The following is a 14,951-nucleotide window of genomic DNA, read 5'->3' on the forward strand; positions in this document are numbered from 1 at the left end:
TCCTGTCACGCGAAGTGGGAGGCACGAGGGGCCTTGAGCGCTAACGCTATGCATAAAGAAATCGCTCCAGTGCAAGAGCTGGACCTGTCCCCCTACTCTGTCTTTACAGAGACTGAATGGGCGTCTTTACGCGCAGGCACACCAATGACGTTGAGCATGCAGGAAATTGAAGACCTGCAATCGCTCAATGACTTTGTGTCTCAGGAGCAGGTGAAGAATATTTACCTGCCTCTGTCTCGTCTGCTTGCCTATTACGTGGAAGCTTCCCAAAGCCTTCAGTTTGCAACGAAGCGCTTTTTGGGCATGCAGCTGACCCGAACGCCGTTCATCATTGGTATTGCGGGTTCGGTCTCTGTCGGCAAGTCAACGACGGCCCGCCTGTTACAGGCACTGCTTTCACGCTGGCCTGCCAGTCCGAAAGTTGACCTGATCACCACTGATGGTTTTTTGTATCCCAACTCTGTTCTGGAAACAGAAGGATTGATGCGTCGGAAGGGCTTTCCTGAGAGTTATGACCGCTCTGCACTGCTCAAATTCCTGACAGACATCAAGGGCGGAGAGCGCAAAGTTCGTGCCCCGATTTACTCTCATTTCTTCTATGATGTGATGCCGGGACAGCATGTCACAGTCGAACAGCCAGATATTTTGATCGTCGAAGGGCTGAACGTTTTGCAGACTTCACATCAGCCAAAAGCGGCAAAGGCAGTGCCCTTTGTCTCTGATTTCTTTGACTTTTCCATCTACATTGATGCGGAAGAGCAAGTGCTGCAACGCTGGTATCTGGAGCGTTTCATGCGTCTGCGTGAGACGGCATTCCGAGATCCCGGTTCATATTTCCATAAATTTTCCACAATTTCGAATGATAAGGCGCAAGAGATCGCGAAGGACCTTTGGCAAAACATCAATCTGGAGAACCTTCGCCAGAACATCTTGCCAACGCGACCACGCGCTGATCTGATCCTGACAAAGGGAACAGACCACAGCATCGAAACCGTGGCGCTGCGCAAGATCTAAACGAGCAAACGCGCTCTTACATTGCTGACTGACAGACTGGCACCGAGAGGCAGGCGCCAGCCTGTATTGCATGTGTTTGAGCGTTGAGTGCCTGCAGGCCTTCCCCGGAAAGCTTGCTGGAAAGTTTTGCCTGCCGGCGTGCAAGATGCCCCCGAGCAGGAGCTTGCGTCAGTAAAACGACAGCTGCGCACCATCATCAGACTGGCATGAACCACGAAGCGTGTGAGCGCCTCGACCGTTTCTTATTGCCAAGTTCCAGCAATCTCGCATGCAACGCGCGCGGGAACCGGTGCCGCTGTGCCTAAAAAGGGCTTTCGGAGGAATTATGCTACAGCTTGCAAAAGTATCCGCGTATGCAGGGTTTAGTTTTCTGGTTCTCACTACAGCAGTTGCTGCAGGGCCAAACGCTTCTTTTGGTGATCTTTCCTTGTCTGAGGAACCAATTTCTCTGCTCTCCGGCAAAGATACTCTTCCGCAAAACAAGATGACCACCTCCGGCAACTATAATGTTGCCAAGCCAATTCTTGCTAAGGGCTGGGTGACAGCTGAAGACGGCAAGGCAGGCTCCTCTCTTCAACAAATCCTACCTGTTGGTGCACAGCTGAGCGTATTGGACTGGGCGACTGACCCAACCAAAGGCGAGCTGGTTCGTCTGGGTGTTGACCAGCCAGATGAAGACGGCAGCATCACCTCTGACATTTACGTTTCCAAAGCAGATTTTTCTACTTACACGCTGACTGAAGTTGCCAAACTCAGCCGTGACGAAGCAGACAAGATCGCCGGTAGCGAAGAAGACAGCTATATTGGCTATGCTGGCGCAGTGCTGGCTGCAAGCTCTGGCCGTGTTCGCTCTGCTCGTCGCCGCCGCGGCATGACCTACTGCTACCGCTATGTGAAGAAGCATCTGATTTCTGAAGGTCTGGTAGACACCTACATTCCGGGTGGCTCGGCTTACATGGCGATCAAGTCTCTCCCGAAATATGGCTTCAAACGCTTGCGCGTGAGCAGCCCTGATCGTGCGCCAGATGGCTCGATCTGCGTTTATAACCGCGACAAACGCAATCGCCACGGCCACATTGAAGTGAAGAAAAGCGATACCTGCTACTGGTACGGCTACGGCTGTAGCAAGAACTCCATGTATGGACGTCGCGACTTTTACGACTGTTTTGCCAAAGGTGACATTAAGCGGAGTTTCTGGGCGTTTACGTCTTCGAGGAAAGAAGAGGACGACAATGAACGCGGAAGTTCTGCTCTTGTAAGAAAGAACGATCCTTCTGAACGCCTTTAATACCTGATGATGACACCCTGACTGAAAGGTCGGGGTTTTGTCATTTTGGTGCTTTAAACTTTCCAGATCGGGACATTCCGAGGAGGCCTAAAATGCTTGCATATCTAGCTGCACTGAAATCCGCAGAGAAATCCGAAAAGGATCCCTCTCAAAACCAGAATGAACTGGGGCAGGTCGTGGGCGAAGATATGTTGGATTGGGCTCCGGCTCAGCTGCCGACAGACGAGACGATGGTCGGTCACTTTTGCAGACTGGAGCGATTGGATCCCGAAAAGCATGCGCAAGACCTGTATGAGGCGTTCAGCGTTGATACAGAAGGCCGCAACTGGACCTATCTGGATGAAGGCCCTTTTCCAGACTTTGAAAGCTTTGAGCAATACATCAAGGAGTTGGCTGCCGGGAACGACCCGTTTTCATTTGCTATCATTGAACAAGAAGGCGGGAAAGCTCTTGGTGTTGCGAGTTATATGAACATTGTGCCTGAAACTGGCAGCATTGAAGTTGGGCACATCCACTTCTCCCCCCTGCTGCAACGCAAGTGCGGTGGTACGGAAGCGATGTTCCTGATGATGCAGCGAGTGTTCGATAAATGGGGCTACCGTCGTTATGAATGGCGGTGTAATGCCTTGAACAAAGTGTCTCGCAAAGCAGCTGTACGCCTTGGCTTCAGCTACGAGGGAACATTGCGTCAGGCATCCGTTGTCAAAGGCAAGAACCTGGATACGGCCTGGTTCTCAGTGCTTGATAGCGAATGGCCCGTTTTGCGTGCCTCCTTTGAAAAATGGCTTTCGCCTGCGAATTTCAAAGAAAACGGCGCGCGCATCAAAACGCTGTCCGAACTGGTTGCACGAGAAGAGGTCCGAGTCTTTTAACGACCTCTTAGCCGATCTAATGATGATGAAGCCTCGGTGCGCCCGAGGCTTTTTTGTGCGAAGACCTGCCGCACACGCACCTATTACGCTAGATTTCATGTTGTGCTACTCTGTTTTCACCTACCCAAGCTTTTCTTATCTCACATTACAAATGCGATTATCACTATGCTCGTTTATGCAGATTACATCGGCTATCTCGCTGCCATTATTGGCACCTTATGCTGGCTTCCTCAGACCGTGAAAACGTGGCGGTCTCGCGAGACAAAAGACCTCTCCCTTGCTGCAAACCTTCTTGTGCTGAGCACTGTAGTGCTCTGGTTTGTCTATGGCATCATGATGGAGGCCTGGCCGCTTGTTGTTGGCAATATCATCTCCATTATCGCGGTTGGTGCGATTGTGACCGCCAAGCTGGTCTATAAATGAGGTCGCGCACAGAATGGTCGGATTTGAATAGATAGAGGCCCACAGCATTAAGCTCAGGTTCAGCACACCTTTCAGGACGTAATAGACAGAGACGCTGGTTTAAATTCATATCTATGGGGACGATATGTTTTGACACGTGAGAAGGAACCAGCATGTTCGACCTCAATAAAAACAATAAGAACGCCGCCGCCCAACAGGAACTCAAAGCGCAGTTGGAAGCGCTCCGTTCAAAGTCAGGAACCAAGGTCGAAGAAGAGCGCATCGAAGGCGTAGACAAGAGTGTGCTTGATCGTGCTGCCGCCCCTCGCGAAGTGCAGCTGACCCATGATATTGCCGCAGCGCGTGAGAAGTACCGCGCTGCTACCGGCGATGAGGACAAAAAGGCCGCAATGAAGCATATCTCCGACCTTGAAATGCGGCTGGCGATGGAAAAAGAGAAGAACGCCAAGAACAGATAATTCTGATCTCAGGCAAAGAAAAACCCCGGTGCAGGGTGCTGCACCGGGGTTTTGTTTTTTGTATTGTTCGCAGAGCTTAGTTTGCAAGCTCTGCCAGCATGCCAGCTGCCACAGAGAACTTGGAAACCGACAGGTTCTTCTCCAGAATCTCGTTGGTTGCCTGCTGTGTTCTTTCAGCTTTACCGCCATTGCGTTCCAGCCAGCCATCAAAGCCTTTTTCGTCCGCAAGGGCTTGAGCAGCCAGATCACGCAGAGCATTTGCCAGGATGGAGCGGGAACGGTCGAGTGCCAATCCGTCGTAGTAATCACGAATGACAAACTCACGAGCCAGCTCTTCAATCGCACCGAACTTGAAGTGCTCGGCCACGCGGAAGTAGGAGGCTGCAACTTCATCCACGTCACGGTTGGCTTTTTCAGAGACCAGAACGATATCCGGGATCACCATTTCGCCGATGAGACGGGCGATGCGAGCCGCGATCATGATTGGAACACCAGCTTCCACCAGACGATCAGTTTCCGCTTTGAGCGTCGCTGCCCGTTCTTCGGAAAGGAATGTTTCCAGACGTGGAGACAGACGCTTGACGGTATCGCGGAAGCGGTTGATCGCTGCTTCCAAACCGTCTTCGAAGGAGACGTTGCGCAGGAACCAGATCACCATACCCAGCACCAAATCCTGAACCAGAGTGTAGAGTTCTAGCTGCAGATCACCGGAGATGGTATTGTCGAGACGGTCGATCTCTTCGTTCAGCTGGGTCAGCCCAAAGGCATCACGCACTACGGCGAAGGCACGTGCTACATCAGCGACAGACGCGCCGGTCTGATCGATGATGCGGGTCAGGAATGCAGGGCCACCCCGGTTGATGATGGAGTTCGCCAGCATTGTTGCGATGATTTCGCGACGCAGACGGTGTCCTTCGATTTCCTGAGTGTAGGTCTCTGCCATCTGTTTCGGGAAGTAGCGGTACAGCTCTTTCGCGAGGTAGGCATCATCAGGAACGGAGCTGTTCAGCAACTCATCATGGAGCGTGAGTTTAGCATATGCCAGCAGCACGCCCAGTTCTGGACGAGACAGGTGCTGACCTGCTTTTTCACGTTCTTCAATGGTCACATCATCTGGCAGATCTTCAACAACACGATCCAGCAGATCCTGAGATTCGAGCTGACGCATCATGCGGACCTGATAGCCCAAATCTTCAAGACCACGACGATCACAAAGGGAGATTGCCAGAGTTTGCAGGTAGTTGTTACGCAGCACCAGCTGAGCAACTTCGTCTGTCATATCTGCCAGCAGAACGTTGCGGTCCGGAGTGGTCAGCGTACCCTTCTTAACTGCAGCGCCCAGCGCAATCTTGATGTTCACTTCCATATCGGAGGAGTTCACACCAGCGGAGTTGTCAATCGCATCGGAGTTACAGCGACCACCGGCACGAGAGAACTCGATACGAGCTTTCTGAGTGATGCCGAGGTTTGCACCTTCGCCGATGACTTTCGAACCGACTTCAGCTGCTGTGATACGGATTGCGTCGTTGCCGCGGTCGCCCACATCGCTGTTGTTTTCATCAGAAGCGCGGATGTATGTGCCGATACCACCGAACCACAGCAGGTCTGCCTGCATCTTCAGGATAGCGGTCATGACTTCCTGAGGAGATGCTTTCGACTTGTTGAGGCCGAGCATCTTCTGAACCTGAATGGTCAGAGGAATAGACTTGGAAGAACGTGGGTAGATGCCGCCGCCTTCTGAGATCAGTTCCTTGTTGTAGTCCTGCCAGGACGAACGCCCCAGATCGAACATACGCTTGCGTTCTTCCCAGGTCACAGCTGGATCCGGGTTCGGGTCAAGGAAGATGTCGCGGTGATCGAAGGCAGCAACGAGTTTGGTTGCCTTTGAAAGCAGCATACCATTGCCGAACACGTCTCCAGACATGTCACCAACACCACATGCGGTGAATGGTTCTTTCTGGATGTCACGGTCCATTTCGCGGAAGTGACGTTTCACAGCTTCCCAACCGCCGCGTGCGGTGATGCCCATCTTCTTATGGTCATACCCAGCGGAGCCGCCGGACGCGAATGCATCGCCCAGCCAGAAGCCTTTGCTTTCTGAGATCGCGTTTGCGGTGTCTGAGAAGGTCGCGGTGCCTTTATCAGCTGCCACAACGAGGTATGGATCGTCCTGATCGTGACGAACAACCAGCTCTGGTGGCAGGATGAGGTCAGCGTCCAGATTATCTGTCAGATCCAGCAGGGAGGAGATGAAGATCTTGTAGGCTTCAGTTCCTTCTGCGATCCACTCGTCACGGCTGCCTGTTTTTGGAAGCTGTTTCGGCAGGAAACCACCTTTTGAGCCAACAGGAACGATCACAGCGTTTTTGACCTGCTGTGCTTTCACAAGGCCCAGCACTTCTGTGCGGTAATCCTGAGCGCGGTCGGACCAACGCAGGCCACCACGAGCAGCCGGACCAAAGCGCATGTGCACGCCTTCAACGCGTGGGCTGTACACAAAGATCTCGCGGTACGGCAGCGGCTTTGGCAGACCTTCCACTTTATGTGGGTCAAGTTTGAATGCAAAGGTTGGTTTTGGCTGGCCAGCATCATCCAACTGGAAGAAGTTGGTGCGCAGTGTCGCCAGGATCAAATTCTGGAAACGACGGAGAATACGGTCATCATCCAGGCTCGTTACTTCATCAAGGCTTGCGGAAATCTCATCAATCAGACGCCCCTCCTTACCCGAACGTTCAAACGTTCCGAGTGTAGGATCGAAGCGTGTATGGAACAGGTGCACCAGCTGCTGAGCGATCTGTGGATAGCGGTTAAGAGTTCCCCACATATAATCTTCAGAATAGAGGATTCCAGCCTGACGCAAGTAGCGGGAGAGCGCACGGATCATAGCAATGTCGCGCCATGCCAATCCTGCTGTCAGTGCGAGGGCGTTATAACCATCGTTTTCAGCCTGTTTGTTCCAGACTGCGAGGAACAATGCACCAAGGCGCTCGATGTCTGCTTCTGTGAAGTTGCGGAAGCGGTTTTCATCCAGATGCAGCGTGGTGTCGTGCAGGTAGCTGAGTTCGCGATCCGACGGTGTAATCCGGTAGGTTCTCTCATTGATGACGCGGAACCCGAGATTTTCGAGCATCGGCACACGAGCAGATAGCGGAATCGGTTTGTTGAGGTGGTAGGCGCGCAGAGAAATCTGGCCCTTGCCTTCACGCTCGCGCTTGTAGAAGCTGATGACAAGCGGGCGCTTCTCACCCAGCTGTTCAACGCGGCGAATATCCTTGGTCGCGGTCACCGCTGGTGTCGCGGAGGTGTATTCACCATCAAACGCAGAGCCATACCGCTTCAACAGTGCGCCAGAGATGGCGTTGCCATAGACTGAGCGGAGCGCTTCTCGCAGGCTGTCTGTCCAGGTACGGACAATGACCTGAATGGAAGCTTCCAGCTCTGCCTGAGTCGGTTGAGGCGTATCGCCGATATAACGGCCAACGATGTAGTGGACGCGGACGAGAGGCCCTTCAGGGAACGTTGCGTACCAAGCTGACAGACGGCCTTCGTAGACATTTGCCAGATACTTACCAACCCGCTCACGAATGCTCGTGGTGAAATGATCACGCGGGATGTAGGTGATGATCGATACGAAACGATCGAACTTGTCGGTTCTGGACAGAACACGGACACGTGGGCGCTCGTTGAGCTGAAGAATCGCATCAGCAAAGTTGGAGAGCGTTTCAACATCAATCTGGAACAGATCATCACGCGGATAACCTTCCAAGATGTTGCGAAGTGCACGACCGCTGTGGCTTTCCGGATCAAAGCCGTGCTTCTTCATTACTTTCGCGGTCTTATGGCGAATATAAGGAATGGAGCTGGTTGAGCGGGTGTACGCTGTTGCGGTGAAGAGACCGACAACGCGCAGTTCACCACGAAGCTTGCCTTCATCATCAAACAGCTTCACGCCAACATAGTCCATGTGAACATGACGGTGGACGCGGCTGCGGATGTTGGCTTTACCGATGATCAGTGGTTCCGGCTTCAGCAGGAACTCTCTGATTTCCGGCGTCATAACAACGAATTCAGAGCCCTTGCGGAGCACCCGGACCTTCGGATCGGTCAGAATGCCGAGACCTGAGCCTTCGATCAGAGAGAGTTCGCTGTTTTCGCTGGTGTCATCAAAAATGAATTCGCGAATCCCCAAGAGGGTGAAATTATCAGCCGCCATCCACTCAAGGAAGGCGATTGCTTCGTCAAACTGCTTGTTGTCTGCCTTTGCGCGAACCTGCTGGTATTCTTCAACCGCCAGCTGGATTCTATCGCGCATTGGGCGCCAGTCTTGCACGGCCTGACGGACGTCATTGAGAACAAGGTCAAGAGTCTCTTCGAGTTTCTTGATGTCCTCATCAGAATTCAAACGTGTAAGGTGGATGTGGATGAGACTTTCGCGGCGAACAGATGGTCCTCCAAGACCAACAGTGCCGTGGAACTTTTGCAGGCCGCCATCATCATCACGCTCTACGATGAAGAGCGGGTGCAGTACGAGGCGTACTTCGTAGCCGGCTGTCTGGATTGCCCCCATCGCGGAGGAAACGAGGAAGGCCATGTTATCGTTGACGATTTCAACGATGGTAATGTCTTCGAGCTGCTTGCCGTCAGCGTTTGGCTGCGGGTTGAACACACGAATACGATGGGTCCCCAGCGGGTGATTTGCGAAATCAGCCCAGGCTTCCTGCGATACGACCGCAAGCTCTGATGGGGTATAGTTCAGGAGATCTTCTGCATCGGCGTGAGAGAAGAGGTCTTCAGCAAACCTTGCTTCGTCTTCGTTATCGTCAATTAGCAGTGCACAGGTATCGGCAATAAGCCCAGCTTTAGCCTCGGCTGTCGTTACAGACATTCAGGCGTTCCTCATCCAACATTATAGTCGGCACAGGCTGCGCGAACATGCCACATGGACGCGGCCTATGCCTTTGAAACCTATTAAGGTGCATTTACTCAATATTTCAATGCGAAACGCGACAAGAATCCCGCAAAAACATCGTTTTCAGTAGAATGTGTTCGGATGTGAGCGACATACGGGAATTCTTGTAATATTCGAAAAGCCTTTCCTGTGAACCTGAAGTTGCTTGAGCCCCCCTCAACTGCCAATTGAGGACAGAGGCCTAAAAAAACGCGCCCTATTCTGTGACAATGGGTGATGGACGTTGTACAACCCCTGAACCTAATTCCAACTACAAGCTCCAAGGAGTCGAAAATGTCAGTGCGCGTGTTCATTGATGGAGAAGCCGGAACGACGGGTCTACAGATCCGCGAGCGTCTGGCCGGGCGCCGTGACATTGAGATCCTCAGCATCGCTCCGGAGCGCCGCAAGGAGCTGGCAGCTCGTGCCGAGCTTTTGAATTCTGCTGATGTTGCGATCCTGTGCCTACCCGATGCAGCTGCACTGGAAAGCGTGTCGCTCATCAAGAACGACAGCACCCGCGTTATTGATGCATCTTCTGCGCACCGTGTTAATCCAGATTGGGCCTACGGCTTTCCTGAGATGACGAAGGATCAGGCGGAGATCATTTCCAACGCGCGTTTCGTTTCCAATCCGGGTTGTTACCCGCAAGGCGTGATCGCGACTGTGCGTCCACTGCTGGAAGCTGGGGTTATTCCGTCCACCCACGCACTCACTGTGAACGCAGTTTCCGGTTATACTGGCGGTGGCCGTCAGATGATTGAAAAGTATGAAGCCAGCGACAAGCCGTCTTCTTACTGGCCTTACGGTTTGCAGTTTGGACACAAACATCTGCCGGAAATGCAGCTGTATGCTGACCTTGCCCATGCACCTTTGTTCCAGCCAGCGGTTGGCAACTATGCGCAGGGTATGATGACATTTGTTCCGTTGCAGCTGGGACAACTGCGTAACGCACCGACAGGCAAAGACCTGCACGCTGTGCTTGATGACCATTTCTCCAGCATTGCTGGCGATGTGGAAGTCGCAGGGTTTGAAAGCGTCAACGCAATTGAGGACCTGAGCCCGGAAATCTTCAACGGTACAAACAAAATGCAGCTGCACGTTTTTGCCAATGATGACCGGCACCAAGCTCTGCTGGTCGCAATCTATGACAACCTTGGCAAGGGCGCTTCCGGCGCAGCCGTCCAAAACCTGAATATTATGATGGGCCTGAACGAGAGCATTGATCTCGCTGTAGCCTAATAAAAATTAGAGAATTCCAGAGATCCGAGGAGAGTCGTCCATGGAAAAGTTTAGTACACTGACAGGCGTTGCTGCGCCGCTGCCACTGGTCAACATCGACACCGATATGATCATCCCGAAGCAGTTTCTGAAAACCATCAAGCGTTCAGGCCTTGGCACTGCACTTTTCCATGAGATGCGGACCAACGACGACGGTTCCAGGAACGAAGAGTTTGTGCTGAACAAGCCAAGCTACGAGAATGCTCAGATCCTTGTTGCTGGTGACAACTTCGGCTGCGGCTCTTCCCGTGAGCACGCGCCCTGGGCTCTGCTGGATTACGGCATTCGCTGTGTGATCTCCACCAGCTTTGCTGACATCTTCTACAACAACTGCTTTAAAAACGGTATTCTGCCGATCGTGGTGAGCCAGGAAGATCTCGACAAGCTTATGGATGATGCGTCCCGCGGTGCAAACGCGACACTGACTGTTGATCTGGAAGAACAGGAAGTGCGCGGCCCGGATGGTGGCTCAATCAAGTTTGATCTGGACCCACACCGCAAGCATTGCCTGCTGAATGGCCTTGACGACATTGGTCAGACTTTTCAAAAGACCGACCACATCGACAGCTACGAAGACAAACTAGGACTGAGCCATCCTTGGCACTAACCAAGTTGGTATAAAGCAAATTTTTCAGGGCGCCCTTGTGGCGCCCTTGTTATATGGACTCCGCACGGTGCAATCCTTGGAGATCTGAATGAATAAAGACGCTGGCAAGAGCTTCTCGTTCAAGGCGACATTTATTTGGAGTTTCGCAGCCTTATTCCTTCCAATCTGGATTCTAGGTTTCACTGCCAGCATTTTTGCCGGAACTTGTCAGAAGCCTGGTATTGATGAAGAGAGAAAAGTCCGCGCCTGCAGCATTTCCATCACAACAGGTTTCTTGAACACCCTCATCGCATCTGAAGAAAAGAAACTTGCGATGTTGTACTTAGAACGCGGCATTGCACTTAGTCACCTCGATCATTCGCAAGAAGCAATTGAGGACTTTAGGCTCGCGATAGAGAAGGCTACCGGCATTCCATTGCCTGAGTTGGCTCAGCGCATTGAAGCTAATGACAACTTTCTGGAATTCTTCCATAAGCGCACAGGCCAAAAGCTCACTCGATCCCCTCTTTCAACTCTTGGGTATTCTAGCAGAAAGCGATTTGAAGGGCTGATCTTGCGGTTGATTAGTGAGGACCCAGCTTCCAAAGCTTGGTCCAACTGGGAAAAGCTGCTTAAAGAGGCTTAAAGCTAAAGAGCCTTGTTTCCTCACCAATCTCTGTCAGCTTAAGCAGCCTAGTCTTCCAAGAGCTGTACGATTGCTGTGTGGCCTTTGTTGCGGGCGTGGTCGATTGGGAGGGCACCGTTGCGGTCGGCGATGGTTTTGTCAGCTCCGGCATCAACGAGTTTCTTGACGATCGTCTGATAAGGTTCGCTGCCGTCGCCAAGAATGGTGGCCTCAAGAAGGGCAGTCCAGCCCAGATTGTTGACATGATCAAGCGGTGCGCCAGCATCAATCAGCATGGAAACAATCTCGACAGCCCCCTGATGGCTGCCGTAGATGAGTGCAGAGCCTTCATAGACAGATGTCACCATGGAAGGGTCGATCCCTAAGTCCAGAGCCAACCGTGCCAGTTCAGGGTTACTCGTGGTGATCGCGATGTTCAGCACATCACGCTTTTTGGCATCCATCAGATTGATGTTGGCACCGAGTTTGACCAAGTGTTCGACCAGCTCAAGGTCTCCACGTCTGGCTGCAACGATGACCGCTGTATCACCAGAGCTGTCACGGGCATCCAGTGACGCTCCGGCCTTTGCGATTTGGTCTAATGCCTTCATGTCATTCGCCTCTACTGCAGCAAAAACGTCTTGCTCTGAATAATTTTGAGCAAGCGCAGAAGAATTTGGCCCACCCAGAGTGAGCAGTGTAGCCACGACGGCTCCTGCGAGTACTTTACTGACGGTGTTTAGCATGGAAGCAATTTCCTCTTTGAGTGAGACGTTGGTTGGCTCAGTCAAAGCGGCAAACTATGACTGCATGAAGGCGACATGCAGTCATATCACAAGCTGACGGCTTGATTTACAATGCGCTTTTCAAAAGATCGTGCAGATGTGTTTACGCTATATCGGCAACGACCATAGAGATGCCGACAGCAAAAACACAAAGGCTGGCGAGCATGGAGACGCGTTTGCCGTTGTTGCTGTTTGCCAGCCACACGCGGGCAGGACCAGAAACGAGGCTGCCAACGCCGTAATAGACAATCAGACAGAGCAAGCTTGCCACCATGCCGAAAACCAGCGCGTAGAGCCAGAAAGGCATAACCTCCGGCACATAGAACTGCGGCAGCAGGGAGAAATAGAAGAGCATTCCCTTTGGGTTCAGCAAACTGGTGAGGAAGCCGAACTTCAGATCATTGGTATCTGCTGGTGCTTGTTGCTCATCTTCTGAAGTCCACATGCCGCTTGCGAAGAAGAGGCGATAGGCCAGGTACATAAGGTAGGCCAGACCTACCCAGCGGATTGCCTGAAACAGCCTTGGTTCCGCCAGGAAGAGAGACTGAAAGCCCGCAGCAACCAAAACGGTGAACACGAGATAGCCAGCTGAAATTCCGAGAGATGCTTTGAGGGCAGCGGGTTTTCCGCTCGCAAGTGCCCTGCTGGTGACATACAGCATATCCGGGCCGGGCACGATAATCAGACTTAGGATGGTGATCAAAAAGAGAAGGGTATTCGCTGCCATTGAGAGTATTTTCTTATGAGAGGTTTTATTCCAAATTTTCTCCGAATATACTGCGGCGCATACCCTCCGAATATCGAATTGATTCCGAAAAATGACCACTTCTCACCATCTCGACCGAACAGACTTCGTTATATTGGAAATTTTGCAGAACAATGCACTGCTTCCCAATAAACAGGTGGCTGCAGAGGTTAACCTGAGCCCATCGGCTTGCCATGAGCGTATTAAGCGTTTGAAAGACAGTGGTATTTTACAGAGTAGCCATGCCGTCGTGGACCCGAAAGCCTATGGAGTGAGCTTTGAGGCAATGTTCTTCATTCAGCTGGACAGACACGAAGCACTTCTGGTGGAGGAATTCATGCAGGAGGTTGTTGGGCTACCGGAAGTAAAATCCGTCACGCTCATCAGTGGAGCATACGATATCGTCGCCCATCTGCGTGTTCGCGATATCGATCACCTGAAAAGCCTTGCCTTTGAGAAGTTCACAAAGCGGGCCTACATCACCAAGATCGAAAGCTCGATTATCTATGATTTTAAAGAGAGCCGCGTGCAGAAGCCACTTTAAAGGGCTGCTGGCTTAACTGCGCTTAGCAGCAACTTCTTGTTTATGGCGCTCATTAAGAGCGTCCACTTCGTCCAGCTTGCGACCAACGCGCGCCAAAGCGGCGGCAGCTGTCGTAAACTGGTTAGCCTTATCGACATAAAGCTTTTGCGCAGTTTCTGGGAATTCCTGCAGCATGCGGGAGAAGAGTGCGCGGCGGACGCGGATCAATTCGCAATTTTCAAGTGCGACAGCGCGGGCCGGACGTTTGCCCTCAGCCATCAGCGCGTTTTCGCCGAACAGAGTACCGGGGCCGTAGGTGCCTCTGGGACGCGCGTCGCGCCCCATACCGGTTTCCAGCTGCACCTTGCCGATTGTCAGCACGATGCCACCGTCTGCCCGCTCACCCTCATTAAAAATTGTTCCACCTTTAGACACCTGCATGGTTTCCGCACTGAATGCGAGCAGGCGCAGCTGGTCCTCTGAAAATTGCGAGAGGAGAGGAACGCGTCTTAAGATTTCGATGTCGCGGGCTAGACTCATAGTTCTTGGATTAGCTGCTTATGCCTCAAGGCACAAGCTTATATCCACCAGCTTCTGTCACGAGCAGCTCCGCATTGGACGGATCACGCTCAATTTTCTGACGCAGACGGTAAATATGAGTTTCCAGCGTGTGTGTTGTAACGCCGGAGTTGTAGCCCCAAACCTCATGCAGCAGCACGTCGCGTGTCACTGGCTTTTCACCTGCACGGTAGAGGAACTTCAGGATAGAAGTTTCTTTTTCGGTCAGACGAACCTTCCCACCATTATCGTCCTGCATGGACTTTGCAGCAGGCTGGAAGGAGTAACGGCCAATGGTGAACACAGCATCTTCGCTCTGTTCATGCTGACGCAGATGCGCACGAATGCGAGCAAGCAGAACAGCGAACTTGAATGGCTTGGTGACGTAGTCGTTTGCGCCAGCTTCCAAACCAAGGATTGTGTCACTGTCTGTATCATGACCGGTGAGCATGATGACTGGAGCGCCAAAGCCTGCTTTACGCAGCAACTTCACAGCTTCACGGCCATCAATGTCCGGCAGACCAACGTCCATCAGAACCAGGTCGAAGTGATCTTCTTTTGCTTTTTTGATGCCAGTCGCAGCACTGTCAGCTTGAGTGGTTTCAAATTCATCATAAAGCGACAGCTGCTCAACGAGCGCTTCGCGCAGATCGTTATCGTCATCTACAAGCAGAATTTTACGTGCAGTCATATTCTCACCCAATCACCAATCTTTGGTGCTAGCCCTAAAACTTATCTCACATAAATACATGAAGGGTTGCCGAAAAAAAGGCGAGCAAAAACGTGGTAAATCTCAAAGTTTTTCGTAAAATCTACTTCACGCGTAAGTGACCCCCGCTTTATTT

General features: G+C 52.1%; 14 protein-coding genes. 9 read left to right on the forward strand and 5 right to left on the reverse strand.

Annotated elements, in window-relative coordinates; translation table 11 throughout:
• Nucleotides 1-48: 48 nt before the first annotated feature.
• From coaA to PsAD5_RS26630, 5 genes are all read left to right on the forward strand, one after another.
• Entirely contained in the window at nt 49-1,014 is a 966-nt protein-coding gene (coaA, locus tag PsAD5_RS26610) for a type I pantothenate kinase (protein ID WP_057463035.1), read from the forward strand.
• 325 nt (nt 1,015-1,339) lie between these two features.
• Nucleotides 1,340-2,302: a hypothetical protein gene (locus PsAD5_RS26615; RefSeq protein WP_063294280.1), complete on the forward strand. Its 963-nt coding sequence runs from the start codon at nt 1,340-1,342 to the stop codon at nt 2,300-2,302.
• A gap of 92 nt (nt 2,303-2,394) precedes the next feature.
• Complete coding sequence (locus PsAD5_RS26620) at nt 2,395-3,174, forward strand: GNAT family N-acetyltransferase (RefSeq protein ID WP_057463037.1); 780 nt, start codon at nt 2,395-2,397, stop codon at nt 3,172-3,174.
• Between the two features lie 165 nt (nt 3,175-3,339).
• Nucleotides 3,340-3,597, forward strand: a complete 258-nt coding sequence (locus PsAD5_RS26625) for a SemiSWEET family sugar transporter (protein ID WP_063294281.1) — start codon at nt 3,340-3,342, stop codon at nt 3,595-3,597.
• Nucleotides 3,598-3,749: 152 nt separating this feature from the next.
• Nucleotides 3,750-4,055: a hypothetical protein gene (locus tag PsAD5_RS26630; protein WP_063294282.1), complete on the forward strand. Its 306-nt coding sequence runs from the start codon at nt 3,750-3,752 to the stop codon at nt 4,053-4,055.
• A gap of 76 nt (nt 4,056-4,131) precedes the next feature.
• Here PsAD5_RS26630 and PsAD5_RS26635 read toward each other — a convergent pair whose 3' ends face one another.
• Nucleotides 4,132-8,940, reverse strand: coding sequence for an NAD-glutamate dehydrogenase (locus PsAD5_RS26635; RefSeq protein WP_063294283.1), 4,809 nt, complete (start codon nt 8,938-8,940; stop codon nt 4,132-4,134).
• A gap of 357 nt (nt 8,941-9,297) precedes the next feature.
• Here PsAD5_RS26635 and argC point away from each other — a divergent pair, with 357 nt between their 5' ends.
• The 3 genes from argC to PsAD5_RS26650 all read left to right on the forward strand — a co-directional run bounded on the left by argC (nt 9,298) and on the right by PsAD5_RS26650 (nt 11,516).
• Nucleotides 9,298-10,245, forward strand: coding sequence for an N-acetyl-gamma-glutamyl-phosphate reductase (argC, locus tag PsAD5_RS26640; protein WP_063294284.1), 948 nt, complete (start codon nt 9,298-9,300; stop codon nt 10,243-10,245).
• 40 nt (nt 10,246-10,285) lie between these two features.
• Nucleotides 10,286-10,891: a 3-isopropylmalate dehydratase small subunit gene (leuD, locus tag PsAD5_RS26645; protein ID WP_057463042.1), complete on the forward strand. Its 606-nt coding sequence runs from the start codon at nt 10,286-10,288 to the stop codon at nt 10,889-10,891.
• Nucleotides 10,892-10,979: 88 nt separating this feature from the next.
• Complete coding sequence (locus tag PsAD5_RS26650; protein WP_208981631.1) at nt 10,980-11,516, forward strand: hypothetical protein; 537 nt, start codon at nt 10,980-10,982, stop codon at nt 11,514-11,516.
• 47 nt (nt 11,517-11,563) lie between these two features.
• On the opposite strand, the gene PsAD5_RS26655 is transcribed toward PsAD5_RS26650, so the two are convergent.
• Together PsAD5_RS26655 and PsAD5_RS26660 are read right to left on the reverse strand one after the other, a co-directional pair.
• Nucleotides 11,564-12,241 (reverse strand): ankyrin repeat domain-containing protein, encoded by a 678-nt coding sequence (locus PsAD5_RS26655; protein ID WP_063294285.1) that lies wholly within the window; start codon nt 12,239-12,241, stop codon nt 11,564-11,566.
• A 142-nt stretch (nt 12,242-12,383) separates the two neighbouring features.
• Entirely contained in the window at nt 12,384-13,007 is a 624-nt protein-coding gene (locus tag PsAD5_RS26660; protein WP_057463043.1) for a LysE family translocator, read from the reverse strand.
• A gap of 91 nt (nt 13,008-13,098) precedes the next feature.
• On the opposite strand from PsAD5_RS26660, the gene PsAD5_RS27745 reads away from it, so the two are divergent.
• Complete coding sequence (locus PsAD5_RS27745) at nt 13,099-13,569, forward strand: Lrp/AsnC family transcriptional regulator (protein WP_084406055.1); 471 nt, start codon at nt 13,099-13,101, stop codon at nt 13,567-13,569.
• Nucleotides 13,570-13,581: 12 nt separating this feature from the next.
• Here the strand turns inward: PsAD5_RS27745 and PsAD5_RS26670 are convergent, their stop codons facing one another.
• Nucleotides 13,582-14,088 carry a cyclic nucleotide-binding domain-containing protein gene (locus PsAD5_RS26670; protein WP_057463044.1) on the reverse strand — a complete coding sequence of 169 codons (507 nt, stop codon included), beginning with the start codon at nt 14,086-14,088 and terminating at the stop codon, nt 13,582-13,584.
• A gap of 25 nt (nt 14,089-14,113) precedes the next feature.
• The gene (locus tag PsAD5_RS26675; protein WP_063286368.1) at nt 14,114-14,797 is read right to left on the reverse strand and encodes a response regulator transcription factor; all 684 of its coding nucleotides are present in this window, start codon (nt 14,795-14,797) and stop codon (nt 14,114-14,116) included.
• Nucleotides 14,798-14,951 lie beyond the last annotated feature (154 nt).

This window comes from Pseudovibrio sp. Ad5 (genome assembly GCF_001623095.1).
Classification (GTDB): domain Bacteria; phylum Pseudomonadota; class Alphaproteobacteria; order Rhizobiales; family Stappiaceae; genus Pseudovibrio.